The following is a 26,515-nucleotide window of genomic DNA, read 5'->3' on the forward strand; positions in this document are numbered from 1 at the left end:
GCCGTTGGTGTTGTCATATTCAGGCGTATGAAGTAACCCCCGGGGGTATAGCTTGAAGTGGTGAGCATCACCGACTATCGAGCAATTCAACGCCGCTCGTTGCGTGTATTGGCCGCCGGCCAAATACTCGGTGGGCTAGGAATGGGTGCAGCCTTTTCCTTAGGCTCATTGCTCACCGCGGAAGTTGGTGGCTCTCCTGCTTATGCTGGCCTTTCAGCCACCATGTCCACACTCGGCACTGCTCTATTTGCTATTCCTCTGGCTCGTTTAGCTGGTCGCGTGGGCCGACGTTATGCGCTGGCTACAGGTGGAGCCATTGGTCTGGTCGGAGCCGTGATGGTGATTGTCGCTGCCGGTATGTCGAACTTACCTCTGTTGTTGGTGAGCATGTTGACCCTTGGAGCCGGTGGAGCTGTAAATCTGCAGACTCGCTTCGCGGCTGCAGATTTAGCAAGGGCCGAAACCCGAGCTCGTGATCTCTCCCTGGTGGTGTGGGCTACAACAATTGGCATTGTTGCCGGGCCTAACCTGGTTGGCCCCGGAGATGCTTTAGGGGACTCCCTGGGATTGCCATTGTTTACCGGTGCATTCGCCATCGCAGCCTTTGCGCAACTATGTTCGGCTGTTCTTTTCCTAACTGCTCTACGTCCAGACCCGCTGCTTCTTGCTAAACAACGCGCTATTGACGAGGGCGTTCCCGCTCCTGCGGCACGCAGAGGTTTTGGCGTTGCCGTGAAAATCTTGGCAGAGACTCCCGCCGGTGCAGTTGCCGTGTTTACCCTCGCAATGAGCCACGCCACGATGGTTGCTGTGATGGCCATGACCCCGGTTCACTTGGCTTTGCACGATGTGGTCCTTCCGATGATTGGGTTGGTAATCAGTCTGCATACCGCTGGAATGTATGCGTTTTCACCGGTATTCGGATGGCTTGCCGACCGTATAGGTCGCACCACAACCATCTTGATTGGCCAAGTAATTCTTTTCTCTTCATTGGTTGTGAACTTTTCCGCGCCAGATTCTGTCGGTGCTGTCACTATTGCGCTGGTGCTGTTAGGTCTGGGCTGGTCTGCCTCAACTGTTTCCGCCAGCGCGTTATTGACTGAATCTGTTGCGGCAGAAAATCGAACGACAGTTCAAGGTTTCTCTGACTCGGTGATGAGTTTTGCTGGTGCTGGCGGAGGAGCACTTGCTGGTCTTGTCCTTGCTGCTGTTGGATATGGTCTGCTAAACGTGTGGGTGATGTGCCTAGTTGGGCTGGTCGCTGTTTCGGTCCTCCTGTTGGGCTGGCGCAACAAGAGCGTGCGCACCGCTTAAGATTGAAAGCGTGCCTACACGTCTATCTCACCTGTTCCTGCGTACTCTGCGCGAAGACCCTTCTGAAGCTGAAGTAACTAGCCACAAGCTTTTACTCCGTGCTGGATACATTCGCCGACAAGCTCCTGGTGTTTTTGCATGGTTGCCGCTGGGACTTCGCGTGAAGGCCAACATTGAGAAGATCATCCGTGAAGAGATGACGGCAGCTGGAGCACAGGAAGTTCACTTCCCTGCGCTGCTGCCTAAAGAGCCTTATGAGATCACCGGTCGCTGGACCGAATATGGTGATGGAATCTTCCGTCTCAAGGACCGTAAAGAAGCTGACTATCTACTTGCTCCTACGCACGAAGAAGTCTTTACCCTCCTGGTGAAGGACTTATACAACTCTTACAAAGACTTGCCAGTGTGCCTGTACCAAATTCAGGACAAGTACCGTGATGAGGCACGTCCACGTGCAGGTCTGCTGCGTGGACGCGAATTCACCATGAAAGACGCCTACTCCTTCGATATCTCTGATGAAGGACTGGCGCAAAGCTACCAAGCTCAACGTGATGCGTATGAGCGCATCTTTACCCGTCTTGGCCTGGACTACGTCATTGTGAAGGCGGACGCAGGGGCCATGGGTGGTTCACGTTCGGAAGAATTCCTTCACCCCACTGAGGTTGGTGAGGACTCCTTTGTGCGCAGCGCGGGTGGATACGCCGCCAATATTGAGGCGTTTACAACTGTCGTCCCTGCATCACTCCCCATCGAGGGCCAGCCTGCTGCTCGGGTATTTGATTCACCAAACACGCCTACGATCGACTCGTTGGTTGATCACCTCAATGAGCACGAGCCTCGTGAAGATGGTCGCAGCTGGAACGCGGCAGATACCCTCAAGAACGTCGTGCTGGCACTAACCCACCTTGATGGCAGGCGTGAACTGATCTCTATTGGTTTGCCAGGAGACCGCGAAGTAGAGCTTGCCCGCGTTGAAGTGGCTTTCTCACCTGCGGCAGTTGAAGCAGCAACGGAAGAAGATTTCGCCAAGAACAAGGCTCTGGTTAAGGGATACATCGGCCCCTGGTCAGAACATGGTCCCGTTCTGGGAGAAAAGGGAAGCAGCAAGATTCGCTACTTCGTTGACCCTCGTGTTGTTGATGGAACCGCGTGGGTTACCGGCGCCAATGTTGATCAAAAGCACGTGCTCAATGTTGTCGCTGGTCGCGATTTCATCGCAGATGGTGTTGTGGAAGCCTCGGATGTTCGCGATGGTGATCCAGCTCCTGACGGTTCAGGACCTGTTGAGATTGCACGCGGTATGGAAATCGGTCACGTATTCCAGCTGGGACGCAAGTATGCCGAAGCACTTGGCCTGAAGGTGCTTGATGAAAACGGCAAGCTCGTTACCGTCACCATGGGGTCTTATGGAATTGGCGTCACACGTATCCTTGCCGTGATTGCCGAGACCAACAACGACGACAAGGGCTTGATCTGGCCAGAAAACGTCTCACCATTCGACATTCACGTCATCGCCACTGGTAAAGATGATGAGGTATTCGAAGCCGCAGAGAAGCTGGTTGCTGAGCTTGAAGGAGCGCGCTACGAGGTTCTCTATGACGACAGACCTAAGGTTTCACCCGGAGTGAAGTTTGGTGATGCTGAACTGATCGGTGTGCCCAAGATTGTGATTGTGGGTAAGGGATTATCAGACGGCGTGGTTGAGCTCTGGGATCGTCGCACCAACGAGCGCACCAGCGTCCCAGTCGGAGACGTACTTTCTCACCTCTAAAGCTGTGACTAGGGGCCTTACGGTTTTTTCTCACACATTCGTCAGGTAACCTTGTAGTTCGGCGCCGGGAGGCGCACGCTTACAGGTACGAATAGAGGAGGCCCACCGTGGACATCGATCTCAGAGTTCTCAAGCTCATGGAATCAGAGAAGGGTATTCCCTTCGATGAGTTGGTCGAAATTATCGAAGCAGCCATCCTCACCGCATATCAGAAGCACGTTATTCAGTCGGAGCCTCGTGTTGCACCTGTGAAGCCTGCTAAGGATGACGACGATGCACCTCGCCCCGCGCGAGTTCCTGTCGAGCTTCCTGAAGCACGCGTTGAACTAGACCGCAAGACCGGTATTGTCACCATTTACGTTCCAGAAAAGGACGAAGAGGGTGTAGTTATCGGTGAAGCCGTGGCAACTCCAGATGACTTTGGCCGTATCGCAGCCTTTGCGGCAAAGCAGGTCATTAACCAGCGGCTACGTGACTTAGCTGATGATGCAGTCATTGGTGAATTCAAGGGTCGTGAAGGCGACATTGTTTCGGGCGTGATTCAGCAGGGACAAAACCCCAAGATGGTATTCATCGATTTGGGCACGGTTGAAGCTGTGATGCCACCTGAAGAGCAGGTTCCTGGTGAGGATTACACACACGGAAACCGTATTCGTGTCTACGTCACTGCAGTCAACCGCGGTGCTAAAGGCCCACAGGTAACTGTCTCCCGCACGCACCCTCAGCTCGTGCGCAAGCTGTTCACCATGGAAGTTCCAGAGATTCAAAGCGGACTAGTTGAAATTGTTGCGCTCGCTCGTGAAGCAGGCCACCGCACCAAGATTGCGGTCAAGGCAACCGATCCAGCAATCAACGCTAAGGGCGCCTGCATTGGTGAACTGGGTCGTCGTGTCCGCGCGGTGACGGAAGAACTCAACGATGAAAAGATTGACATCGTTGATTACTCAGCAGATTTGCCCACCTTCGTGACGAATGCTCTGTCACCTGCAAAGGTGTCCAGCGCATTCATCTTGGATGCGGCTTCTAAGGCAGTTCGTGCCCTCGTTCCTGACTACCAGCTCTCGCTAGCTATTGGTAAGGAAGGTCAGAACGCTCGCCTGGCAGCGAAGCTCACTGGAGCCAAGATCGACATCCAGCCTGACTCCGTTATGGACGAAGACTAGGCAGTACCGCACGGCGGGACACCCCGCCCAGGCAGTACTGGGGTATCATGGAACCTGTAAGGACGTGCATCGGCTGCCGTCAACGATCTGAGAAGTCCGCTTTGTTGCGGGTTATCGAAGTTGATGGCCGTGTTGAACCTGATTTATCTGGCTCAGCACCAGGTCGCGGTGCGTGGCTACACCCCACACCAGAGTGTTGCAATGATGCAGTGAAGCGCCGGGCTTTTGGCCGTGCACTTCGCGCAGAAATTACTAACACTGACACCATCACACAAAGGCTGAACGGCTAATGGAAAACTAATGAGCGGCTCGAAATGAGTACCGTCCGTAAGTAATGGTCTGGTCCTGTTTTACAGGGCTCAGGCCCTAAGACAGGAGAATTGTGGCTGCCAAACCACGCGTACACGAAGTTGCTGCCGAATACGGCATCGACAGCAAGCTTGCTCTAGCCAAGCTGAAAGATCTCGGTGAGTTCGTTAAGGGACCATCGTCAACAATTGAGCCTCCCGTAGCGCGCAAGCTACGTAATGCCTTAGAGGCAGAGGGCATGAAGCCAGTTCCTGCTGGCGAAGCTGCACCTGCTGCGAAGAGCGCATCAAAGGCGCCTGCTAAAGCTGCGCCTGCTGCTGAAGCTCCAGCGGCACCTGCTGCGCCCACACCTGGTCCGGCTGCACCCAAGGCGGAAGAAAAGCCCGCACCTGCACCAGAAGCTCCTCAAACTCCAGCTGCTGATGCACCTGCACCAAAGGCTGCCGGTGGCACACGCCCCGGAAATAACCCCTTTGCTTCTGCACAGGGCATGGGTACACGCCCTGCCGGCGCACCACGTCCAGGAAACAACCCCTTCGCTTCCGCACAGGGCATGGGAACCCGCCCCGCAGGTTCGCCTTCCCCCGGAAGTATTCCTCGCCCGATGGCTCCTCGCCCAGGTGGCATGCCACGTCCCGGTGGAGCCGGTGGCGTAGGTCGCCCCGGTGGTCCAGGTCGTGGAGGCGCAGGTGCCGGTGCTGGATTCCAGCGCCCAGCTGGCGGCGGCGGATTCCGTCAAGGTGCTCCTGGTGGAGCTCCGGGTGGTGCTGGTGCACCAGCACGCCCTGGTTTCGGCCCTAACCGCCCACCTGCAGGTGGTGGTGGCGGTGGCGGTCGTGGCCGTGGCCCCGGCGGTGGAACCGCTGGTGCGTTCGGTCGTGGCGGCGGAAAGTCCAAAGCACGTAAGTCGAAGAGAACGAAAAGAGCAGAGTTTGAACTCCGCGAGGCACCTTCGCTTGGTGGCGTAAGTGTTCCTCGTGGTGATGGCAACACTGTTATTCGTTTGCGCCGCGGTGCATCACTTGCTGACTTTGCTGACAAGATCAATGCAACCCCAGCAAACCTGGTAACTGTTCTCTTCCACCTCGGTGAGATGGCAACAGCAACTGAATCAATTGACGAAGCAACTTTCGAAATTCTCGGTGAAGAACTGGGCTTCAAAATCCAGATTGTTTCCCCTGAAGAAGAAGACAAGGAACTGCTCGACGCGTTTAACATCGATCTTGAGCAAGAACTTGCTGACGAAAACGATGAAGATCTCGAGGTGCGTCCCCCTGTTGTGACGGTGATGGGTCACGTTGACCACGGTAAGACTCGTTTGCTCGATGCCATCCGTAAGACCAACGTCATCGCTGGCGAAGCCGGTGGAATTACTCAGCACATCGGTGCCTACCAGGTTCACGCAAACCATGATGGTGTTGACCGTCTGATTACCTTCATTGACACCCCTGGTCACGAGGCGTTTACCGCTATGCGTGCTCGTGGTGCGCAGGTAACTGACATCGCAATCCTGGTTGTTGCTGCAGATGACGGCATCATGCCTCAGACCATTGAGGCATTGAACCACGCCCAGGCAGCCAATGTGCCTATCGTGGTTGCTGTCAACAAGGTGGACAAGCCTGATGCGAACCCTGCAAAGGTTCGCCAGCAGCTCACTGAGTACAACCTCGTAGCCGAAGAATACGGTGGAGACGTCATGTTCGTTGACGTTTCTGCACTCTCTGGTTTGGGTATTACTGAACTTCTGGATGCTGTTCTGCTGACCGCAGATGCAGGTCTGGATCTGCGCGCTAACCCCAACAAGGATGCTCGCGGTATCGCCATTGAAGCACGTCTGGACAAGGGACGCGGTGCTGTTGCTACCGTGCTCATCGAGTCAGGAACACTTCGCGTGGGTGACGCCATCGTGGCAGGTACTGCCTACGGTCGCGTTCGTGCCATGGTGGATGAGAACGGTACTGCAGTTGAAGCTGCAACCCCATCACGTCCTGTCCAGGTGCAGGGGCTGTCTTCAGTGCCTCGTGCTGGCGACACCTTCCTGGTTACCGAAGATGACCGTACTGCTCGTCAGATTGCTGAAAAGCGTGAGGCTGCTGAACGTAATGCTCAGCTGGCTAAGGCTCGTAAGCGCATCTCGCTTGAAGACTTCACCAAGGCTCTTGAGGATGGCAAGGTTGAATCTCTCAACCTCATTATCAAGGGTGACGTTTCCGGTGCTGTTGAAGCTCTGGAAGAGTCTCTACTCAAGATTGAGGTTGATGAGAGCGTACAACTACGCATCATCCACCGCGGTGTTGGTGCTGTTACCGAGAGCGATGTCAACCTGGCTACAGTCGACAACGCAGTCATCATCGGCTTCAACGTTCGACCTGACACCAAGGCACGCGAGCGTGCTTTGCGTGAAGGTGTTGACATCCGCTTCTACTCGGTCATCTACTCGGCACTGGAAGATATTGAGAACTCCCTCAAGGGCATGCTCAAGCCAGAGTTTGAAGAAGTTCAGTCCGGTGTTGCAGAGATCCGCGAAATCTTCCGCTCGAGCAAGTTCGGCAACATTGCTGGATGTATTGTGCGCAGCGGAACAATTACACGTAACTCGAAGGCACGCGTTATCCGCGAGGGTATCGTTATCGCCGATGGCCTGGCCATCGAGTCTCTGCGTCGTTTCAAGGACGATGCCACCGAAGTCAAGACTGACTTCGAGTGTGGTATCGGTCTGGGTAAGTACAACGACATCCAAATCGGCGATGAGATCGAGACCATCGAACTCAAGGAAAAGCCCCGCGTATAAATGTGAGAAGAGGGGCCTGGTTGAGACACTTTCAACACGGCCCCTCATTACTCGCAGGTAAGGGAACATCATGGTTGATCACGCAAGAGCACGTAAACTCGGCGAACTGATTAAGGTCATCGTCGCTGAAGCACTCGAGCGCGGCATCATTACTGATACGCGTCTCGGTTTTGTCACCATCACCGACGTGCGCATGACCGGCGACCTGCAACACGCCTCCATCTTCTACACCGTCTATGGCACGGATGAAGAGCGTGAAGAGACTGCTGCAGCGTTGAAGGCAAACACTGGTCGCATCCGCGGCGAGGTTGGCCGAGGTCTGACTGTTCGTCTTACCCCAACTATTGAATTCATTCTGGATGCACTTCCTGACACAGCAAAGTCCATCGATGACTTGCTGGCTAAGGCACATGCGCAAGATGAAGAAGTTGAGGCCCTCGCAAAGAAAGCTCAGTACGCCGGCGAGAAGGATCCCTACATCAAACCTCGTGAAGCTGACGAAGCGTAGAAACGAATAAAGGCCCAGATTTCTCTGGGCCTTTATTGTTTTTGGTCTTCTACTTTTTCTTCAGGCGCTCTACTTCAGCATCAATCTGTGAATCAGTTATGATCTTCGGGTTCTTGGAATAGGCGTCAATGCCGGTGAACAGCGCCCCAATACCCATGCCAAAGATGGCCCATATAGGCCAAAAATATTCTCCGGGTGAGGTGAGGAACCACACTCCGGTGAGGAGAATGGAAACGGCGAGCCATACCCACAGGTATTGCTTGAAATCGGCCTTTTTCTTCAGTTGTTTGCGAGCAACTTCGCGAAGTTCTTCATCTTTCATGACTTCACTCTACGCCGGCAGTTGGTAACTGTCATCAGCGACAAGCTCGATGAGACCATCTTGCAATAGTCCCGTTATCGCCCGTCCGAGCTGTGCATGATCTGGCCAACATTCCTGAAGCTCTTCTGAGCTGACTGTGTGTTGCGCTTTCCTCAGAACCGTCATCACAGCACCCCGAGCCTGGCGATCACTACCCTCATACTTTTTCTGCACGGATTTCTTTGGTCCCTCATGTTCGGGATAGCCCGCCTTTTTCCATGCACAGGTGTGGGCTATCGGACACACGTCACAGCGAGGATTTCGCGCTGTGCAAACAAGGGCGCCCAGCTCCATGATTCCCGCGTTGAAAGCTGGAGAGTTATCTGGCGAAGGTAATAGTGCTGTCATTGCCTCAAGGTCTCGTTTGGTTGAGGGTGGTCCTTGATCAGCGTTTCCTTGATTGTGACGGGCAATAACGCGGCGAATGTTGGTATCCACCACAGGTTCGTGTGCACCGAAAGCAAAGACTGCTACTGCTCGCGCGGTGTAGGGTCCGACGCCTGGGAGAGAGAGTAAGTCCTCAACATTACGGGGGACTTCACCGTTGAACTTCTCCACAATCGTGACAGCACACTGGTGTAACCACAGTGCCCTGCGGGGATAGCCGAGATTCGCCCATGCTCGCACAGCATCACCAGACGGTGATGCCGCGAGCGCTGCCGGGGTTGGCCAACGTGTGAGGAATTCCTCCAGCTTGGGAATGACACGAGCTACAGGGGTTTGCTGAAGCATAAATTCTGAGACCAGTGAACCCCATGGGGTGAAACCGGGCTGGCGCCAGGGAAGATCTCTGCCCTCGGCCTCAAACCAGTCAATAATCTCTTGCTGCACGCGCTCCAGCGTAGAGGGTTTTTAGCCGCTTTGAGCTTTGATGTTCCGCAAACTCAACAGTGCGGCAAGCCACAACGGCACGACGGCAAAGAGGGCAACACCAACCATGGCATCAGCAATCACAAGTGCATCATGGTCAAAGGCAGAACCTTGAACCAGCGGCGTCAACGCAATAGTGAAGGGGAATGTTCCATAGAGCAAGACGCCTTGCAGCCAGAATCCTCGAGGTTTGGGTTCGGCTATGGTGGCCAGTGCTTTTGTGCGATTGAGCATTGCCTGAATAATCAACAGGAATACCAAGGTTTCGAAGAACCATCCAAAGAAGTTGTGAATGGGAACGCCAAAGTAGGAACCGCCATCTCGCCAAATCCACTGTTGTAGCACGGTGGCATGCCAGGGATCACTTGCCAGATCCAGAAGTGTCATAGCAAAGGCTGCCATGGCGGATACTCCCACGAGAAGCCACCCTCTGGCGGCTGTCGTCAGGACGCCACCGATTGATCTGGCCACCATGAGTGCGGCATATGCCATGGCGAAGTATTGGAATTGGATAAGCGGAGGAACGCCCAACAGGAGGGGACCCAGAGGCCCATCCGGGTAGTAGTAGTTTCCAAAAACTAATCCAGTGGCAACACCAATTGCTTCACCGGTGAAGCTCACGAGCACAACAGCAAGAAATGAAAGCCAGGCTGTTGCAGCGCCGGCCCAGCGGATGAAATGCCACAGCGAAAAAATGACGGGCATAAACCCCACGACCAGTGTGATGCTTCCCGGGGTGCCCGCGGGGACAAAAGCTGCCGCGAAGGAGAGCGCAAGAAGAATCCAGAGGCCACGTGAGCCGCGAATTGTGGAACGAGTTGCTGAGGTCATAGTGTTCCAGCCTTGTTGGGGGTGAAGTTGATTCACTCTATCCCTGAATGAGGGTTAAGCTCTGACTTTTTACCAGGTCACAACTGGGATAATTGACCCATGCCATCCACATCGGCTTCCGCCCCCAACAGCATCTTGTTAGTCGACAAGCCTCAAGGTTTCACCAGTCATGATGCGGTTGCTCGTGTTCGCCGCTTAGCCGGGACTCGAAAGGTCGGCCATGCGGGAACGTTAGATCCCATGGCTACCGGACTACTCATCATGGGGCTTGGTCCCTCTACTCGGCTTCTGACTTACATCGTCGGTCTGAGTAAGGAATATTTAGCCACCATTCGCTTGGGTTCCTCTAGCACTACAGACGATGCCGAAGGGGAGCTTCTCGGCTTTGCCCCGCAGGCTCAACTGAGCAAGGTCACCGAGGAAGAAATTCTTGCCGGAGTTCACTCGCTAACCGGAGAAATTGAGCAGGTACCTAGTTCGGTCAGTGCGATCAAAGTTAACGGAAAACGCGCCTATGACCTTGCCCGCGCAGGGGAGAGTGTTGAACTTAAGGCTCGTCAAGTCACGATCTACTCCTTCGAAGTCAACAACATTGAGTTCGGCCAAGATGACGCTGGGAACGGTTTCATCGATGTTCAGGTTCGAGTCGAATGTTCCTCAGGAACATATATTCGTGCCCTTGCTCGTGACCTTGGTTTCAAGTTGGGAGTCGGGGGGCATCTCACAGCGTTGCGCAGAACGCGCATCGGTGACTTCCACGTGATGGATGCTGTCGATATTGAGATGATGGAAGGTGCTCCGCGGTTACAGAAGCCTTCCGATGTTGCACGAAGGATTTTTCCCGCAATTGACCTGAATGAGACCCAAGCTCTCGAACTGAGCCAAGGAAAGAGAGTTCTTCTTGAAGGCTACCCAGATAGTGCAGAGCCGGTCGCAGCGATAGGCCCACAAGATAGGCTGATTGGGCTGATTACGGTGAAGAAAAACCTCTCCCGCGTTGTCGTCAATTTCCCTACCGAAACGGAAAGTTCCTAGGTCATGATCGACTGGTTTACTGCTCTGCAAATTGGTGTTGCAGTCACTGGAGGCCTTTTAGCTGTTGCTTTGGGCGCGATTGGTCGGAGGCCAAGTGACCTCACCATGGCATTTGCTGGTGTGGTTGCACTCCTGCTTATCGTCCAGCTGGCTGTCACCATTGCTTCCCCTCTAATGGGAAATGAGCCAACAGGTAGTTTGTTTGAGTTTTACATTTACCTCATCAGCGCGATCTTTATTCCGATTGCAACAGGCTTCTGGGCGCTCATTGATCGCAGCCGGTGGAGCACCATTATTTTGGGTGTTGGCCAGTTGGCCGTGGCCATCATGCTTTATCGCATGGGCCAGATCTGGTTTATTCAGGTTGCCTAGGCGCAAACTAGACTCATTCACGACATGACTGACCACACCACCCCCCAGCAGGCTGACCGTCGCTCAGGTGTTGGGCGCATCCTTATCGCGATTTATATCGTGTTGGCATTGGCTGCCACCGGGCGTTCGGTTTATCAACTCATTGAAAAGTTTGAGCAAGCTCCGCTTGCCTACTCACTGTCTGCAGTGGCTGCAGTTGTGTATATTTTTGCCACCATTGCGCTGATTGCTCCGGGACCAATCTGGTATTCGGTAGCTAAGTGGACTATAGGTTTTGAACTCACCGGCGTCATCGTGGTGGGAATGCTCAGCCTGGTGATGCCAGAGATTTTTGCTCACCCCACGGTGTGGTCATACTTTGGCGCTGGATACCTCTTTGTTCCTCTGGTCATGCCCATCTGGGGTCTGTTGTGGCTGCGCAAGCACCCTGAGAAGGTAGCTCGATAATGAAGCGGTGGTATTCACTGGCTGAAGTTCCCGCAGGGTGGGGGCCAAGTGCGGTCACCATTGGGAAGTTTGATGGCGTGCATCTGGGACATCGTGAAATTCTTCGACAGTTGCGTGAACTTGCTGATTCTCGAGGTTTAGCCTCTACGCTGATCACTTTTGATCGTCATCCTGCAGAGGTAACCGCACCGGATGCTGCACCCCTTGAAATACTCAGTGATGCCGAACGCCTCGAGCTCATCGCTCAACAGGGTGTTACTGCAGCACTAGTGCTTCCCTTTGACCAAGAGCTTGCTGCGGTGAGTCCACGAGAGTTTGTGACCGAGATTCTTTTGGGCACTCTCAACGCCAAAGCAGTACTCGTCGGTCACGACTTCCGTTTTGGCGCGAATGCACAAGGGACCGTGGAACTGTTGACCGAGTTCGGCCACGAGCTCGGTTTTGATGTTGTCCTCATCGAAGATGTGAAAGAAGACGGCCATGGCCGTATTTCTTCCTCACATATTCGTGAGCTCATTGCTGCAGGAGAGGTTACACAGGCAACTGAACTTCTGGGAACTTACCCCAGGGTCAGTGGTGAAGTTGTTCACGGACATAAACGTGGACGAGAACTCGGTTTCCCCACCGCCAACATTGGCCATGATGCACGAATTGTGATTCCCGGTGACGGAGTCTATGCAGGCTGGTTTGTGGACGCTGGAAAGCGGTACCCCGCAGCTATTTCTGTGGGAACAAACCCGACCTTTGAAGGAAATCTGTCACGCACGGTTGAGGCTTATCTCCTTGATGAAAACCTTGACCTCTATGGCCACATGGCCACTGTTGAATTTGTGGCACGCATTCGAGGAATGATTGCTTTCAGCGGGGTTGAAGAGCTTGTGAAACAAATGCACGACGATGTTCGCGTCACGAGAGAGCTCGTGGGATCGGGAAAGCAATGACGGAAGAATTCAACACCACCAACGATGATTTGGGTGAGTCCCAAGATGTTGGCGGAGTGAAAATAGCTGTTGCACAGTTTGGTCCTGGTCCTAACGTTGCTGAGAACGTAAAAACCATTCAAGCTCTCGTTCACGCGGCCGCCGACAATGGTGCTCGGCTAGTGATCTTGCCGGAATACTCCTCCGTGCTCGGCGGAAAATTGGGTGACTGGGTCTTTGACTATGCCGAGCCGCTTGATGGTCCTTTTGTTGAAGCAATGACGGATCTAGCAGAAGAGTGCAATATCGGCATTGTTGTTGGCATGCTCGAGCAATCCTCTGATCCTTCAAACAAGCTGCCCTTCAACACTGCCGTTGCAGTTCTCCCCGGTGCTGGGTTGGTGGCCAAGTATCGCAAGGTTCACCTCTTTGATGCTTTCGATTACAAAGAAAGCGAGTGGATGCAAGCAGGTAATCCTGCCGATGCACCAGAGGTTTTCGAGATTGATGGAGTTGTCGTTGGTATGCAAACCTGCTTCGATTTGAGGTTCCCGGAGACCACCCGAGAGCTCGTTGATGCCGGTGTGCACCTGGTTGCGCTCATCGCTGAGTGGATTTCAGGACCGAAGAAAGCCCATCACTGGGCAGCACTCACCTCCGCTCGAGCGATTGAAAACACCGTGTATCTCGCCGCTGCCGATCAGATTCCACCAATTGCGGTGGGGATGTCTCGCGTCATTTCTCCGCTTGGTGAGACCCTGATCGATATGGGGCAGCAAATGGGTGTTTCCATTGCGACCGTCAACGTGCAGGCGGTTGAAGATGCGCGGGCACAAAACCCCTCTCTTCAACTTCGCCGCTATAGCGTCACCCCAAGGACCTAGGGGGACAAGTCATGGTTGCACAGTGCCAGAGCTGCGGTATGCCACTGCACACAAAGAAAGCTGGAGATTGCCGTGGCACGGAGGCCGACGGTAGTCGTAGCGAGAAGTGGTGTTGTCTCTGTTATGAAAATGGTGCATTTATTGGCCCAGATTGCACTCTTGAACAGATGCAGGAGATTGTCGATAACGCATTGAAAGAACAGGGCAGTTCCAAGCTGATGCGGTGGCTTGCCAAGAAGGGTGTCCCGCGACTAGAACGCTGGAGGAATTAACAGGTTCTCAGGCGTAGTGTGTATTTCATGAGCACGCTTAAGAAAGCATCTGATGCCACAGCGTTAGTGACCCAACTCCGTGAGAGTTTTGAATCTGGTCTGACAAAGAAGCGCCAGTGGCGCATCAACCAGCTCACTGCACTGAGGCAGTTGATTACTGACAATGAGAGTGTTCTCGAGTCAGCGCTTGCTACTGACCTTGGAAAATCTGCCACCGAAGCGCAGCTGACAGAAATTGGCATCGTCCTCGGTGACATTGATTATGCGCTGAAGAATTTGTCATCGTGGCTGAAGCCTCAGAAAGTCTCCATCCCGCTTGCGATGATGCCGGGCAAAGCCTTCGTGGTGAGCGAGCCCTTGGGTGTGGTGTTGATTATTGCGCCGTGGAATTATCCGCTACAGCTTTTGCTTGCACCGTTGATTGGTGCCATCGCAGCGGGTAATGCTGCAGTGCTCAAACCCAGCGAAATGGCTGCGGCAACCTCAGCTGCCCTAGCCAAGCTCATTCCGGTGTATCTGGACACACGTGCCGTGGCAATCGTTGAAGGTGCCGCGAAAGAAACCGGTTGGCTACTCGAACAACGTTATGACCACATTTTTTACACCGGTAACGGACGTGTGGGCCAGATAGTGCTCGAGGCCGCAGCCAAGCACTTGACTCCCGTCACCCTCGAGCTTGGCGGAAAGTCTCCCATCTATGTCGATGAGACGGTTGACCTTGAGGCGGCCGCGCAGCGCATCGCCTGGGCAAAATTCCTCAATGCTGGTCAAACCTGTGTTGCTCCGGACTATGTGCTGGCCACCTCTTCTGTGCAACACGAGTTGGAAGCTCACTTGGTTGCCGCTATTGCTTCCCTGTATGGCCCTGTGCCAAAGGATTCCCCAGACTATGGCCGGATCATCAATCAGGGACATTTTGAACGTCTCACCGGGCTCCTTCAAGACGGACGCGTTGTTGCTGACGGTGACCCAGATGCGAAACAGAAATTCATTCCACCAACAGTGCTTGCTGAAGTCTCCCGCGATGCACCTGTGATGCAAGATGAAATCTTTGGGCCCATTTTGCCGATGATTACCGTGCAAGACCTTGATGACGCCATTGATTTCATCAATTCCAAGCCAAAGCCGTTAGCTCTATATGTTTTCAGCGAAAACACTCTGGTTCGTCGCGCCTTCACCGAACGAACCAGCTCAGGCTCTCTTGCTTTCAACGTTGCTGTGGTGCAGCTGAGTGTTCCTGAACTTCCGTTTGGGGGAGTAGGTGCCAGTGGCATGGGTGCCTATCGCGGCAAGCGTTCCTTCGACACGTTCAGCCATGAGAAGGCCGTCTTCGCCAAGTCCTTCAAGCCGGAAACTCTTGCACTCATTTTCCCTCCCTACACCGAGTCAAAAAAGAAAATGATTCGTGGTTTGCTGCGCAAACTGAGCTAAATAAGAACGGAAGCTGACTGTTTGTCAAAAAACGCTGTTTTTTGTCTGAAAAACTGGACAGTCTTCTTGTTTGGCTCCAAAAGACAGACATAGACTCAAAGTCGACCCACAAAGTCCTTTCAACACAGCAATGGAGCTGATAACCAGTGTCTGAACAGACAACACCTTCAACACGTCCAATTGACACTCTGGGATTGTCCTCAACCGACAAGGTGGGCAATTTCTCGGGGAATGCGCAACTGCCCATCGCGCCGGCAGCTACTCGCACAGAAACCGACTCACTCGGAGCCATGCAGGTTCCAGCAGACGCATATTGGGGTGTTCACACCGCTCGAGCTTTGGAGAATTTCCCCATCGCTAAGCGTCCTATCTCAGTTTTCCCTGAACTTATCGTTGCCCTGGCTTGCGTCAAGCAGGCGGCAGCCCGCGCCAACCTAGAAATTGGTGTGCTCGATCCCCACAAGGCCGAAATTATTGACCGCGTCTGTCAAGAAATCATTGACGGTGCTTGGCACGAACAGTTCGTAGTGGGAATCATTCAAGGTGGCGCTGGAACCAGCACCAACATGAACGCCAATGAGGTTATTGCTAACCGTTGTTTGGAGCTCATGGGCCACGCCAAGGGCGCATACCAATACATGCACCCCATTGACGATGTGAACAAGTCCCAGTCCACCAATGACACCTACCCCACTGCGGTCAAGTTGTCTTTGGCTTTTGCTCTTCCTCACCTTCTCAAGGAATTGGGGCTGCTTCGCGATGCGTTCAACGCCAAAGGCGAAGAATTCAAGCACATCCTCAAAGTGGGTCGCACCCAGCTTCAAGATGCGGTCCCCATGACTTTGGGACAGGAATTCCACGGCTTTGGAACCACCTTGGGCGAGGACTATGACCGTTTGACTGAGACCGTGTGGATGCTCAGTGAAATCAACCTTGGTGCTACAGCTATTGGTACCGGTATCACAGCTGATCCTCGATACCGAGAGGCAGCTGTGCGTCATCTGGCACAGATTTCTGGTCTCGACATTCAAAGCGCACCTGACCTCATCGAGGCAACCAGCGACGCCGGAGGTTTCATGAGCTTCTCCGGAACACTCAAGCGCTCAGCTATCAAGCTTTCAAAGATCAGCAACGACCTTCGTTTGCTCTCTTCGGGTCCCCAAGCAGGTTTGGGAGAAATCAACCTTCCAGCCCAGCAGGCAGGATCCTCCATCATGCCGGGCAAGGTGAACCCTGTAATTCCTGAGGCGGTCAGCCAGGTTGCCTATGCAATTGCCGGCAATGACGTCACAGTCACCATGGCTGCCGAAGGCGGCCAGCTTCAGCTCAATGCGTTTGAACCCGTGATCGCTTACTCCCTGCTCCAAGGAATTAGCTGGTTAGCCCAAGCATGCATGACATTGCGCGTGAACTGTGTCGAAGGCATCACCGCCAACGTTGAACGTCTTGAAGGAATGGTTGCCTCCAGTGTCGGTGTTATCACTGCACTGATTCCATTCATTGGCTACGGTCCTGCAGCTGAGCTCGCTAAACAGGCTCTCAAGACTGGACGTCCCGTTGCGGACCTCGTCGTTGAAGCGGGATTGATGTCCAAAGAGGATGTCTTGCGTGAACTCTCTCCAGCCAAGATTTCTGGAATGGAAGCGTAACCCTCAGCGTTCACTGGTTACGCTGGAGAGATGAGTAGCGCATCCGACGTCGTCATGCAACGCATGTTGACGGTTCCAGATTTTCCCTCGGAAGGAATCCTGTTTCGCGATTTGACTCCGGTCTTTGCCCACGGCCCTTCTTTCCGAGCCGTAGTGGATGGGCTCATCGAGCCTTTTGCCGGCAAGTTTGATGCAGTTGCCGGGCTGGAAGCCCGTGGGTTTCTTCTTGCTGCTGCCGCAGCAATCGATGGGGGTGTGGGTGTTCTTCCTATCCGTAAAGGCGGCAAGCTCCCTGGCGACATCATTGGTGAAACTTATGACCTCGAATATGGCACTGCCACTCTCGAGGTGAATCCACTTTCACTGCCAGCTGGTGCTCGTGTCTTGGTCTTGGATGATGTCCTGGCAACCGGCGGAACTATCAATGCATCAATCTCGCTGATAGAGCGTGCTGGCTGGACAGTGGCAGGAATTGCAGTCGTGTTGGAGCTTGAAGCACTTGAGGGACGCCAGCGATTAGCTGGCCGAGAGATTCATTCACTTCTTACTCTCTAACCCCTTTCAAACCTCTACGCTTAGAGTCATGACAATCCCTACCGTGACTCTCAATGATGGCCTCGTTCTTCCCCAGATTGGCTTGGGAACATACAAGCTCACAGACAATGACGGCATTGCCTCGATTGTTTCTGCCATTCACTCGGGATACCGCCTGATTGATACGGCAACGCGTTACAACAACGAGGTTGAAGTCGGCAAGGCAATCGCTGCATCGGGTGTTCCACGCGAAGAGATTATTGTTACCACCAAGCTTCCAGGTGCTGCACACGGTTTTGATGAAACCATGGCTTCTTTTGAGCTCAGCCGTCAAGCATTGGGCTTGGACTACATTGATCTGTACCTCATTCACTGGCCGAATCCCAGCGTGAATCGCTATCTCGATTCATGGCAGGCCATGATCGAGCTCAAAGATGACGGCCTTGCCCGAAGCATTGGGGTGTGCAACTTCACAGAGGAGTTCCTCACCCGTATTATCGAAGCAACCGGGGTGGTGCCTTCGGTCAACCAAATTGAGTTACACCCCTATTTCCCTCAAGCACACATGCGTGAGGTACACGCCAAGTTAGGTATCCAGACGGAAAGTTGGAGTCCTCTGGGTAAGACAGAGGAACTGCGCCACGAAAAGATCATCGTTGATCTTGCCGAGGCCCGTGGAGTAACTCCAGCTCAGCTCATTCTTCGCTGGCACACCCAGCAAGGCTTGATTCCTCTGCCCAAATCTGCCGACCCTGAACGTCAGGCCTCGAATCTGAACAGTTTTGGTTTTGACCTCACAGTTGAGGAAATTAGCCTCATCTCAAGTCTTGAACGTGGTCGCTTGTGGGGTGGAGACCCCAACACCCACGAAGAAATGTAACCGGGAAGCTCACAGCTAGGAAGTTTTTCGAAGATGTCAGCGCACGATTCACGTTTTCTCTTCAGTGGCGGTACCGTTTACACCCTCAACCCTCAACAACCTGTTGCCGACACCTTGGTGGTTGAGGGAAGGAGCATTGTTTATGTCGGGGATCTCTCAGGTGCAGGTGAGTTCGTCACAGAAGACACCAGGGAGATAGATCTCGCCGGTGGCATGTTGCTCCCAGGGTTTATTGACGCACATGATCACCTGATCATGGGTGCTGCCACAAAAGTGGGAGTTGACCTCAGTGGGATAACTGGAACTGCTCAGGTGTGTGCTGCCATCAAAGAGTGGGTTGATGCAGCACCTGAAGGAACACTTCTTCGAGGTCACGGGTGGATGCCAGCATCCTTCGAAGAGGGAACACCACGCAGGCAATGGCTTGATGAGATTACCGGTGACCGCCCGATGGCACTGCTGTCGGCCGATGCTCATGACATCTGGTTTAACACTGCTGCAATGAACGTGTGTGGACTGACCAAGGACAGCCCTGATCCGGTGCCTGGTGCACAGTATTTTGTCCGAGATGAGGACGGCTTGCCAACAGGCCACGGTGTTGAGGGTGCAACTTGTTTGCTCATCGGCTCACGCTTAGGTTTCTTTTCACCCGAGGGCATCACCGAAGCAATGAAGCTTACGGTTGATCCCGCCCCATCGTGGGGGATTACTGCGACCTATGATGCGGGAATTCTCATCGGAGAAAAGCAAGACGAGTCAGAACCGATCTTCCAGATGCTCGTCGAGCGAGACAAAGCTGGCAATCTGCCGATTCGAATTGTTGGTTCGGTGTGGACTAGGAACGCAGATGATGTGCCCCAGCACGTCACAGACACCTTGGTGAAGTGGAATAAAAAATACGCTTCAGAGCATGTCAGCGTCAGTGTCAACAAACTCTGGGCTGATGGAACCATGATGAGCTATGGCTCCTTGCTTTTGGAGCCTTTCTGCACGGGAAACCATGGCCGTGGAACCATGTCCTTCACACCTGAGCACATCGAGGCTCAAATTGAAGCTACTCAACGTGCAGGTTTTGATATGCACATCCACAACGACGGTGATGGCTCTGTTCGAGTAATCCTGGATGCCATAGAGCGAGTGCAACAACGCATTGGGCGTGGTGATTCACGTCACACCGTTTGCCACAACACTTTGGTTCACCCTGACGATATTCCACGCTTTGCCGAGCTCGGCGTTATCGCGAATGTCACACCGATGTGGGGAACGAACTACAACGGTGTCTACATGGATGTCTATGAAGAACTACTCGGACCAGAGCGTGTCGAACTGGAATCTTTTCCCTATGGCGATCTCCTTCGAAGTGGTGCAGTGGTGACCTATGGTGCCGATATTCCAGGGGTTCTCATTTCAGAAATCGCTCCCTTGATTCAGATAGAAGCAGCTGTAACCAGGCAACGTCCGGGATTTCCCAACGATCGTGTCTTTATCGAGCGTCAGCGGGTGAATCTTGAGCAAGCTTTGGCTGCAGTCACCATCAATGCTGCGTATCAAATACGAATGGAAGACCAGATTGGTTCACTTGAGGTGGGCAAGCGGGCAGATCTTGTCGTTCTCGGACGAAACTTGTTTGAGATTGACCCTCACGAGATTCATTCAACGCCCATCCTGCTAACCATGATGGATGGAAAGATTACGTTCGAGCAGAACGTGAACGCTTAACCACTGTCACAATCACGGCAACGATAACCACTCCGAGAGTGAATAACACGTTGGGGCCGTTCAAGATCAGCAACACAATGGTCATCGCTAGTGCCACGATGGCAACCCACCAATCCCAACTCCAACGAGGGAAGATCAACACCGCGGCAGTCATACCTAAGACATAGATAGCCACCATGGAACTTAGGTGGATGGGGATGAGGGTGAGCAATTGGAAATCTTGGGCAAAGAGTATGCAGAAGAAAACTATCGAAATAATCAGTGACAACATCAAGCTTCGGCGAGGAATTTCATCGGGCTCTGCGCCTTTGGCGAGATAACGGGGAAGATCTCCGTCTCTGCCCAGTGAAGCACCGAGTTTGCCGATGGCAGCAAGGTAAGCGTTGAGGACTCCCAACGAGACGATGGCGGCGATACTGGCGATAATGATGGAGCCTGCCTTGGGAGCTGTTTCGTTCACCAAGGTGAGCAACGGAACACTGCCCTTACCGGCGTCTTCACCGAGAACACCTATGGTCACCCACTGCAGTGCTAGATAAGCAAGGCCAACAATCAGCAGCGCAATTGCTGTTGCTATAGGGATTGTGCGGCGAGGGTTCTTAAACTCGGCGGCGATATGTGTGCCAACTTCCCAACCAGCAAAAGCCCACACGAACAAGCTGATGGCCACACCCACACCAATCCACCCGTGAGGCATGAAGGGAGTGAAGCTTTCTTCTTGCACCGCTGGTGCGCCATAGGCAATCACGCCAACGACGACAATAACGAGGAGCGCACTCAAACCGAGTTGAACCCAGCCGGCAACTTTCACTCCGAACAGGTTCAGGGTGAAAGGAACCAAGAACAACACCCCGGCAACTAATGGCAGTAGAGCACGGTCCGCGCCCGAAATGGCAATGACATATTCCGCACCCATCACCGCGACGACAGGCTCGCCAGCAGCAACTCCGAAGAAGAAAAGATATCCAGCTACGCGTGCCCAGGTGTTACCCATCGATTTGCGAACATAGCTGGCAACACCGCCAGAGTCTGGATAGCGGGCAGCTAAAGCGGCAAAGGTTCCAGCCAGGGGGATGGAAAGGAAGAAGATGATGGCTACCGAAAGAATTGAGGCGGGTCCTGCAACCTGTGCGGCTAAACCCGGGAGAACCAAGATTCCGGTGCCGAGAACGCTGGCAATGTAGAGAGCGGTTCCTTGCGCAATACCTAAGGTGCCTTTGTGTTCACTCACTTACTCACTCTGCCATGAAAAAGTGCGCCAGCATGATTTCTGCGGGTTAGGTTGCGACATCTCATTTTTGGTTAACCGAGGAAACCACGAAGAAGAGCTGCAGATCCTGAAACGTGATCTGCCATGGCAGCGCGTGCTTTTTCGGAGTCACCCGTCAAAATGGCCAACACGATTGCCTCGTGCTGTTCGTTGGAGTGAGAGATGTTGGGTGCAAGCAGTGGAATTCCATCGAGCAATTCGTTGATGCGCATGCGTGAGGAGGCAACCTCGGAGAGTAACGAGGGTGAGCCGGTGAGCTCTGCAATGAGCAGATGAAGTCTGGAATCGAGCATGCGGTAATTCTCTGCCGTAGACAGAGAAGTTTCCTTTAACACTGCCCAGAGCTGTTCTCTTTCAACCGAGGTCAAGCTTCGAACAGCAGCGAATTCGGCGGCGCCACACTCCAAAATTTGACGCAAGACGAGGGCGTCCTCGAGTTCATCGTGAGTGAACTCTAGGTTGTGTGTGAGCTCACCATCACGACCCATTCGAAGGGGTTGGCTGGGCAGGTTTTCTGCCACGAAAGTTCCGCCATAACGACCACGCTTAACAATGAGATAACCCGCATCAACAAGGGCAGAGATTGCTAAGCGAACCGTATCCCGGCTGACCTCAAGCATCGCTGCGAGTTCTCGCTCGGGAGGAAACTGGGCGCCAGGAAGAGCTAGACCTAAGCGAATAGTTTGCAGAAGACGCTCCACGGTTTCTTCATAGGTGTTTCCACCGCGAACAGGCCGAAGAAGCAAATCCCCGTTGAGAGGATTTGCCGCAACGGCCTGGTCGGAGTGAAGCTCTGGCGACATTGGAGGTGGTTTAGTCCAAGGGTGTGACGTAGGCAGATGAAATTCCGCCATCAACCAGGAATGTTGATCCTGTGATGAAGGAGGAGTCATCACTTGCCAAGAACGCGACGGCTGCAGCCAGTTCTTCCGGCTTGGCGAATCGGCCGATAGGGATGTGAACCAGACGACGCTGTGCACGCTCAGGGTCCTTGGCAAAGAGCTCCTGAAGCAAAGGAGTGTTCACTGGCCCGGGGCATAGGGCGTTAACACGGATTCCCTGACGAGCAAACTGGACACCCAGTTCACGGCTCATTGCAAGAACACCACCCTTAGACGCGGTGTAGGAAATCTGAGAAGTTGCAGAACCCATCACGGCAACAAATGATGCGGTGTTGATAATGGAACCGCTTTGTTGCTTGACCATGTGACGAAGTGCAGAACGAGAACACAGGTAGACAGACTTGAGATTCACATCCTGGACCTTGTTCCAAGCAGGAAGCTCGGTTGTTTCGATGGAGTCATCATCTGGAGGAGAGATGCCTGCATTGTTGAAAGCAATATCTACTGAGCCATAAACCTTAAACGCAGTATCGAAGAGGTTGTTGACCTGATCTTCGTCAGTAACATTCACGAGAACAAAGAGACCGCCAACTTCAGCAGCGGCTTTCTCGCCAGATACAGGATCCATGTCGCCGATGACAACGGTTGCACCTTCTGCAGCAAATCGCTTCGCTGTGGCAAGACCAATTCCGCTCGCACCACCGGTAATGACAGCAACCTTGCCAGCAAGGCGCTGGGTGAGGTCAATTTTTTCGATACTCATTGTTTTCTCCTTTGTGAGGTTTATGAAGATTGTTTAGTCAGCGGGGATGAAGACGTTTTTCGTCTCCGTAAATGCCAAAGCCGCATCGGGGCCCAGTTCGCGCCCCAAACCAGATTGCTTGAAGCCGCCAAATGGTGTGTTGTATCGCACCGAGGAGTGCGAATTCACAGACAAGTTTCCTGATTCCACGCCGCGTGAGATGCGGATAGCGCGCCCCACGTCTCGAGTCCAGATAGATCCAGACAGGCCATACTCCGTCGCGTTAGCGAGCTCAATAGCGTCTGCATCATCATCGAAAGGAAGCACCGTGACGACAGGACCAAAGATTTCCTCGGTCGCACTGACGTGGTCACGAGATCCTGGAGTGAGAACGGTGGGAGCAAACCAATAACCAGCACCCTCAGGCGCGGTGCCGCGGAATGCCACAGGTGCGTCACTGGGGACATAGCGGGAAACACTCTCGAAGTGGTTTTTGTGAACCAGAGGCCCCATTTCGGTTGCCTCATCACGCGGGTCACCAACCTTCACACCCTTGACTGCTGGCTCGAGGTATTCCATGAACTTTTCATAGACACTTCGGTGAACCAAGATGCGACTGCGAGCGCAGCAATCCTGCCCAGCGTTTTCAAAAACCCCGTAGGGAGCAGTTGCCGCCGCTTTTTCGATGTCAGCATCAGCAAAGACGATGTTGGCGCTCTTTCCGCCCAGTTCTAGCGTGACGCGCTTAATCTGGTCTGCAGCGCCTGCCATGATGCGTTTGCCCACCTCAGTTGAGCCGGTGAACACCACTTTGCGAACGGCCGGGTTGGTGACGAAGCGCTCGCCAACGACAGAGCCTTTTCCCGGCAAGACCTGGAAGAGCCCTTCGGGCAGCCCAGACTGAAGAGCGAGTTCACCTAAACGAATGCTGGTGAGGGGAGTCCACTCGGCTGGTTTGAGAACGACAGCATTTCCTGCCGCTAATGCCGGGGCAAAACCCCACGAAGCAATGGTCATGGGGAAGTTCCAGGGCGTAATCACACCGACAACCCCAAGAGGTTCTTGGAAGGTGACATCGAGGCCGCCGGCGACAGGGATCTGCTTACCAAACAGACGTTCTGGCGTTGCTGAATAGTATTCCAAGACATTGCGCACGTGTTCTGCTTCCCACCGTGCTTGCCCTATGGGGTGGCCAGAGTTGCGCACTTCGAGTTGCGCCAGGTTTTCAACATCCGCATCAACCGCATCAGCGAATAATCGCAGTGCTGCCGCGCGGTCTGCTGGGTTGCGTGCAGCCCACTCTTTTTGTGCCTTCTGGGCCCTATTGATGGCCTCATCGGTTTGTTCCTGGCTGAGGTGCTCAATTGTTTCCCCGGCTTCTTCCGTTGCAGGGTTGATGATGGTGTAACTCACGATGAGCTCCTTTGTGATGAGGAAAGACTGCGACGGTGGGTGAGGGCATACTCTCGAGCTGCCTCAACGAGGCCTTCAAACAGGCCAATATCTTCCGGGGTCTGTTCGGGGTGCCACTGCACAGCTAACCCAAACGGAACATCATCCAGCTGCAATGCCTCAATCACGCCGTCTTCGGTGGTGGCTACGACGGAGAGGCCTTCACCGACTTCCCCGATGGCTTGGTGGTGGTACATCGCACCAACAGGGGAGTCATTGTTTAATACGGATGCCAGCAGTGAGTCTTCTTTGACGTTGACAGGAATGTGGCTGAAGTTTCCCTGCCCTTTTTGATAGCGGTCATCCCCGACAACTTCGGGTAAGTGTTGAATGAGATCTCCACCACGAATCACGTTAAGCATTTGTGCACCACGGCAGATGCCAAGGAAGGGGAGCTCTCGTTCAATAGCAGCGGTGAGGAGTTCGTCCTCGAGGTTGTCACGATCAGGGCGCGGTTCATCGGTAAGTGGATGTGGTGTTTGACCATATCGAGCTGGGTCCACGTCCTTTCCACCGCAAATAATCAAGCCATCGAGGCCGTCAAGAATAGTGTTGGCAATCTCGGCGTTGACGGCCTGTGGTGGAATGAGAACAGCTATGCCGCCAGCTTTATTGACTGCGTCAAAATAGACCTTCGGCAGGAAGGCAGCCTGGACATCCCACACGCCCGACTTGGCTTGTTCGAGATAGGTTGTGAGCCCGATGACTGGCAGTGGTTTAGAGACGTTCGAAGCCACGAATTCGCTCCCAGTCTGTGATCGCCGCATCGTAGGCGGCTACTTCAATACGGGCGTAGTTGAGATAGTGATCAACTACTTCTTGGCCAAAGGCTTGCTTGGCAATCTCTGACTGCGCGAAGAGTTCAGCCGCTTCGCGGAGGGTCGAAGGAACACGGGGAGCGCCCCCGGTGTAGGCGTTTCCGGTTGTGATGGGCTCAAGCTCCAGTTCATTTTCGATACCGTGCAGTCCTGCTGCAATCAATGCGGCAACCGCGAGGTACTGGTTCACATCTCCACCAGGAACTCGCTGCTCCACACGCATGGCGTGGCCTTGGCCCACTACACGCAATGAACACGTGCGGTTGTCTAGACCCCAGGCAACTGCGGTGGGGGCAAAGCTGCCGTCAACGTAACGCTTGTAGGAGTTAATGTTGGGGGCAAAAAACAAGGACAGTTCACGCATCGCAGCGATCTGACCTGCCAAGAAGTGGCGGAACAGTTTGCTCATTCCGTGATCTTGGCTCTTGTCGGCGAAGACAGGGTTGCCGTCGTTGTCACGCAGGCTGATGTGGATGTGGCACGAGTTTCCTTCACGCTCATTGAACTTCGCCATGAAGGTCAATGATTTGCCGTGCTTGTCAGCGATGACTTTTGCTCCGCTTTTGTAAACAGAGTGGTTATCGCAGGTGACTAACGCGTGGTCATAGCGGAAAGCTATTTCTTGTTGACCCAGGTTGCATTCCCCCTTGACGCCTTCGCAATACATTCCTGCAGCATCCATCGAATTACGAATGTCTCGCAGGAGAGGCTCTACTCGGGTCGAGGCCAGGAGGTCGTAGTCCACGTTGTAGTCGGTGGAAGGACGAAGGTTGTCATAGCCCTTAGCCCAAGCCTCACGGTATGTGTCATCAAAAACAATGAATTCAAGTTCTGTTCCGACATAGGGGACCAGTCCTAGCTCTGCTAGACGATTGATCTGGGTGCGCAGTATTTCACGAGGGGACTGCTCAACGGGGGTGTGATCCAGCCATTGCATGTCTGCCATCACCATCGCTGTTCCTTCAAGCCAGGGTGCAGTTCTGAGTGTGCTCATGTCGGGAATCATGGCCATATCGCCATATCCTCGTTCCCAACTGGAGATCGAGTAACCATCAACGGTGTTGTTTTCCACGTCGACAGCAAAGAGGTAGTTGCAACACTCGGCACCGTGTGCCATCACGTCTTCTACGAACAGGCGCGCAGAAACTCGTTTACCTACCAATCGCCCTTGCATGTCAGTAAACGAGACGATGACGGTGTCGATGCTTCCGTCCTCGACGAGGGCTTTGAGCCCTTCAGGGGTGAGGTTTCCTGCGGCACTAGACATCCTGGCTCTCTTCCTTGAGGTAGGTATTTCAACCATTAGACCACCCTATTGGGTGATTACTGT

25 protein-coding genes are annotated in these 26,515 nt (G+C 53.7%); 16 read left to right on the forward strand and 9 right to left on the reverse strand.

What is annotated here, in order from left to right:
* Positions 1 to 60 precede the first annotated feature (60 nt).
* The 6 genes from AINA4_RS02540 to rbfA all read left to right on the forward strand — a co-directional run bounded on the left by AINA4_RS02540 (position 61) and on the right by rbfA (position 7,856).
* The gene (locus AINA4_RS02540) at positions 61 to 1,314 is read left to right on the forward strand and encodes an MFS transporter (protein WP_281787382.1); all 1,254 of its coding nucleotides are present in this window, start codon (positions 61 to 63) and stop codon (positions 1,312 to 1,314) included.
* Positions 1,315 to 1,324: 10 nt separating this feature from the next.
* Positions 1,325 to 3,085, forward strand: a complete 1,761-nt coding sequence (locus AINA4_RS02545; RefSeq protein WP_281787383.1) for a proline--tRNA ligase — start codon at positions 1,325 to 1,327, stop codon at positions 3,083 to 3,085.
* Positions 3,086 to 3,192: 107 nt separating this feature from the next.
* Entirely contained in the window at positions 3,193 to 4,248 is a 1,056-nt protein-coding gene (nusA, locus tag AINA4_RS02550; RefSeq protein ID WP_281787384.1) for a transcription termination factor NusA, read from the forward strand.
* Between the two features lie 47 nt (positions 4,249 to 4,295).
* On the forward strand, positions 4,296 to 4,538 hold the full coding sequence (locus tag AINA4_RS02555) for a YlxR family protein (protein WP_281787385.1): 243 nt from the start codon (positions 4,296 to 4,298) through the stop codon (positions 4,536 to 4,538).
* Positions 4,539 to 4,630: 92 nt separating this feature from the next.
* Complete coding sequence (gene infB, locus AINA4_RS02560; protein ID WP_281787386.1) at positions 4,631 to 7,348, forward strand: translation initiation factor IF-2; 2,718 nt, start codon at positions 4,631 to 4,633, stop codon at positions 7,346 to 7,348.
* A gap of 70 nt (positions 7,349 to 7,418) precedes the next feature.
* Complete coding sequence (gene rbfA / locus AINA4_RS02565) at positions 7,419 to 7,856, forward strand: 30S ribosome-binding factor RbfA (protein ID WP_114128756.1); 438 nt, start codon at positions 7,419 to 7,421, stop codon at positions 7,854 to 7,856.
* A 49-nt stretch (positions 7,857 to 7,905) separates the two neighbouring features.
* Here rbfA and AINA4_RS02570 read toward each other — a convergent pair whose 3' ends face one another.
* From AINA4_RS02570 to AINA4_RS02580, 3 genes are read right to left on the reverse strand one after another with little or no spacing between them, the layout of a single operon-like run.
* Positions 7,906 to 8,178, reverse strand: coding sequence for a 2TM domain-containing protein (locus AINA4_RS02570; RefSeq protein WP_281787387.1), 273 nt, complete (start codon positions 8,176 to 8,178; stop codon positions 7,906 to 7,908).
* A 9-nt stretch (positions 8,179 to 8,187) separates the two neighbouring features.
* Positions 8,188 to 9,048 carry an A/G-specific adenine glycosylase gene (locus AINA4_RS02575; protein ID WP_281787388.1) on the reverse strand — a complete coding sequence of 287 codons (861 nt, stop codon included), beginning with the start codon at positions 9,046 to 9,048 and terminating at the stop codon, positions 8,188 to 8,190.
* A gap of 21 nt (positions 9,049 to 9,069) precedes the next feature.
* Positions 9,070 to 9,918, reverse strand: a complete 849-nt coding sequence (locus AINA4_RS02580) for a carotenoid biosynthesis protein (protein ID WP_281787389.1) — start codon at positions 9,916 to 9,918, stop codon at positions 9,070 to 9,072.
* A 99-nt stretch (positions 9,919 to 10,017) separates the two neighbouring features.
* Between AINA4_RS02580 and truB the strand changes: the two genes are divergently transcribed.
* From truB to AINA4_RS02630, 10 genes are all read left to right on the forward strand, one after another.
* Positions 10,018 to 10,953 (forward strand): tRNA pseudouridine(55) synthase TruB, encoded by a 936-nt coding sequence (gene truB / locus AINA4_RS02585; protein ID WP_281787390.1) that lies wholly within the window; start codon positions 10,018 to 10,020, stop codon positions 10,951 to 10,953.
* Positions 10,954 to 10,956: 3 nt separating this feature from the next.
* Positions 10,957 to 11,325 carry a hypothetical protein gene (locus AINA4_RS02590; protein WP_281787391.1) on the forward strand — a complete coding sequence of 123 codons (369 nt, stop codon included), beginning with the start codon at positions 10,957 to 10,959 and terminating at the stop codon, positions 11,323 to 11,325.
* 24 nt (positions 11,326 to 11,349) lie between these two features.
* Entirely contained in the window at positions 11,350 to 11,772 is a 423-nt protein-coding gene (locus tag AINA4_RS02595) for a hypothetical protein (protein ID WP_281787392.1), read from the forward strand.
* Entirely contained in the window at positions 11,772 to 12,713 is a 942-nt protein-coding gene (locus AINA4_RS02600; protein ID WP_281787393.1) for a bifunctional riboflavin kinase/FAD synthetase, read from the forward strand. Before AINA4_RS02595 ends, AINA4_RS02600 begins: the two co-directional genes overlap by 1 nt.
* A complete protein-coding gene (locus AINA4_RS02605; protein ID WP_281787394.1) occupies positions 12,710 to 13,576 on the forward strand; it encodes a carbon-nitrogen hydrolase family protein in 867 nt (288 codons plus the stop codon). Before AINA4_RS02600 ends, AINA4_RS02605 begins: the two co-directional genes overlap by 4 nt.
* A gap of 299 nt (positions 13,577 to 13,875) precedes the next feature.
* On the forward strand, positions 13,876 to 15,279 hold the full coding sequence (locus tag AINA4_RS02610; protein WP_281787395.1) for an aldehyde dehydrogenase family protein: 1,404 nt from the start codon (positions 13,876 to 13,878) through the stop codon (positions 15,277 to 15,279).
* Between the two features lie 212 nt (positions 15,280 to 15,491).
* Entirely contained in the window at positions 15,492 to 16,928 is a 1,437-nt protein-coding gene (locus AINA4_RS02615; RefSeq protein ID WP_281787630.1) for an aspartate ammonia-lyase, read from the forward strand.
* A 30-nt stretch (positions 16,929 to 16,958) separates the two neighbouring features.
* Positions 16,959 to 17,483 carry an adenine phosphoribosyltransferase gene (locus AINA4_RS02620; RefSeq protein WP_281787396.1) on the forward strand — a complete coding sequence of 175 codons (525 nt, stop codon included), beginning with the start codon at positions 16,959 to 16,961 and terminating at the stop codon, positions 17,481 to 17,483.
* Positions 17,484 to 17,511: 28 nt separating this feature from the next.
* Positions 17,512 to 18,342 (forward strand): aldo/keto reductase, encoded by an 831-nt coding sequence (locus AINA4_RS02625; RefSeq protein WP_281787397.1) that lies wholly within the window; start codon positions 17,512 to 17,514, stop codon positions 18,340 to 18,342.
* Between the two features lie 33 nt (positions 18,343 to 18,375).
* Positions 18,376 to 20,061: an amidohydrolase gene (locus tag AINA4_RS02630; RefSeq protein ID WP_281787398.1), complete on the forward strand. Its 1,686-nt coding sequence runs from the start codon at positions 18,376 to 18,378 to the stop codon at positions 20,059 to 20,061.
* Here the strand turns inward: AINA4_RS02630 and AINA4_RS02635 are convergent.
* From AINA4_RS02635 to AINA4_RS02660, 6 genes are all read right to left on the reverse strand, one after another.
* Positions 20,033 to 21,292: an amino acid permease gene (locus tag AINA4_RS02635; RefSeq protein WP_281787399.1), complete on the reverse strand. Its 1,260-nt coding sequence runs from the start codon at positions 21,290 to 21,292 to the stop codon at positions 20,033 to 20,035. The two genes, AINA4_RS02630 and AINA4_RS02635, sit on opposite strands and share 29 nt — an antisense overlap.
* Positions 21,293 to 21,363: 71 nt before the next feature.
* Positions 21,364 to 22,134, reverse strand: a complete 771-nt coding sequence (locus tag AINA4_RS02640) for an FCD domain-containing protein (RefSeq protein ID WP_281787400.1) — start codon at positions 22,132 to 22,134, stop codon at positions 21,364 to 21,366.
* A gap of 10 nt (positions 22,135 to 22,144) precedes the next feature.
* Complete coding sequence (locus AINA4_RS02645) at positions 22,145 to 22,936, reverse strand: 3-oxoacyl-ACP reductase (RefSeq protein ID WP_281787401.1); 792 nt, start codon at positions 22,934 to 22,936, stop codon at positions 22,145 to 22,147.
* A 33-nt stretch (positions 22,937 to 22,969) separates the two neighbouring features.
* Positions 22,970 to 24,331: an aldehyde dehydrogenase family protein gene (locus tag AINA4_RS02650; protein ID WP_281787631.1), complete on the reverse strand. Its 1,362-nt coding sequence runs from the start codon at positions 24,329 to 24,331 to the stop codon at positions 22,970 to 22,972.
* Positions 24,325 to 25,104 carry a gamma-glutamyl-gamma-aminobutyrate hydrolase family protein gene (locus tag AINA4_RS02655; protein WP_281787402.1) on the reverse strand — a complete coding sequence of 260 codons (780 nt, stop codon included), beginning with the start codon at positions 25,102 to 25,104 and terminating at the stop codon, positions 24,325 to 24,327. Before AINA4_RS02655 ends, AINA4_RS02650 begins: the two co-directional genes overlap by 7 nt.
* Entirely contained in the window at positions 25,085 to 26,452 is a 1,368-nt protein-coding gene (locus AINA4_RS02660; RefSeq protein ID WP_281787403.1) for a glutamine synthetase family protein, read from the reverse strand. The genes AINA4_RS02655 and AINA4_RS02660 overlap by 20 nt, the downstream gene beginning before the upstream one ends.
* Positions 26,453 to 26,515 lie beyond the last annotated feature (63 nt).

It is taken from the genome of Aurantimicrobium sp. INA4 (assembly GCF_027924525.1).
Lineage (GTDB): Bacteria > Actinomycetota > Actinomycetes > Actinomycetales > Microbacteriaceae > Aurantimicrobium.

What these genes read in the sequence shown, in the direction of transcription:
- AINA4_RS02555 (WP_281787385.1), top strand. Translation starts at nt 4,296, where the DNA reads ATGGAACCTGTAAGGACGTGCATCGGCTGCCGTCAACGATCTGAGAAG.
- rbfA (WP_114128756.1), top strand. Translation starts at nt 7,419, where the DNA reads ATGGTTGATCACGCAAGAGCACGTAAACTCGGCGAACTGATTAAGGTC.
- AINA4_RS02570 (WP_281787387.1), bottom strand. Translation starts at nt 8,178, where the DNA reads ATGAAAGATGAAGAACTTCGCGAAGTTGCTCGCAAACAACTGAAGAAA.
- AINA4_RS02580 (WP_281787389.1), bottom strand. Translation starts at nt 9,918, where the DNA reads ATGACCTCAGCAACTCGTTCCACAATTCGCGGCTCACGTGGCCTCTGG.
- truB (WP_281787390.1), top strand. Translation starts at nt 10,018, where the DNA reads ATGCCATCCACATCGGCTTCCGCCCCCAACAGCATCTTGTTAGTCGAC.
- AINA4_RS02590 (WP_281787391.1), top strand. Translation starts at nt 10,957, where the DNA reads ATGATCGACTGGTTTACTGCTCTGCAAATTGGTGTTGCAGTCACTGGA.
- AINA4_RS02595 (WP_281787392.1), top strand. Translation starts at nt 11,350, where the DNA reads ATGACTGACCACACCACCCCCCAGCAGGCTGACCGTCGCTCAGGTGTT.
- AINA4_RS02600 (WP_281787393.1), top strand. Translation starts at nt 11,772, where the DNA reads ATGAAGCGGTGGTATTCACTGGCTGAAGTTCCCGCAGGGTGGGGGCCA.
- AINA4_RS02605 (WP_281787394.1), top strand. Translation starts at nt 12,710, where the DNA reads ATGACGGAAGAATTCAACACCACCAACGATGATTTGGGTGAGTCCCAA.
- AINA4_RS02610 (WP_281787395.1), top strand. Translation starts at nt 13,876, where the DNA reads ATGAGCACGCTTAAGAAAGCATCTGATGCCACAGCGTTAGTGACCCAA.
- AINA4_RS02620 (WP_281787396.1), top strand. Translation starts at nt 16,959, where the DNA reads ATGAGTAGCGCATCCGACGTCGTCATGCAACGCATGTTGACGGTTCCA.
- AINA4_RS02625 (WP_281787397.1), top strand. Translation starts at nt 17,512, where the DNA reads ATGACAATCCCTACCGTGACTCTCAATGATGGCCTCGTTCTTCCCCAG.
- AINA4_RS02630 (WP_281787398.1), top strand. Translation starts at nt 18,376, where the DNA reads ATGTCAGCGCACGATTCACGTTTTCTCTTCAGTGGCGGTACCGTTTAC.
- AINA4_RS02640 (WP_281787400.1), bottom strand. Translation starts at nt 22,134, where the DNA reads ATGTCGCCAGAGCTTCACTCCGACCAGGCCGTTGCGGCAAATCCTCTC.
- AINA4_RS02645 (WP_281787401.1), bottom strand. Translation starts at nt 22,936, where the DNA reads ATGAGTATCGAAAAAATTGACCTCACCCAGCGCCTTGCTGGCAAGGTT.
- AINA4_RS02660 (WP_281787403.1), bottom strand. Translation starts at nt 26,452, where the DNA reads ATGTCTAGTGCCGCAGGAAACCTCACCCCTGAAGGGCTCAAAGCCCTC.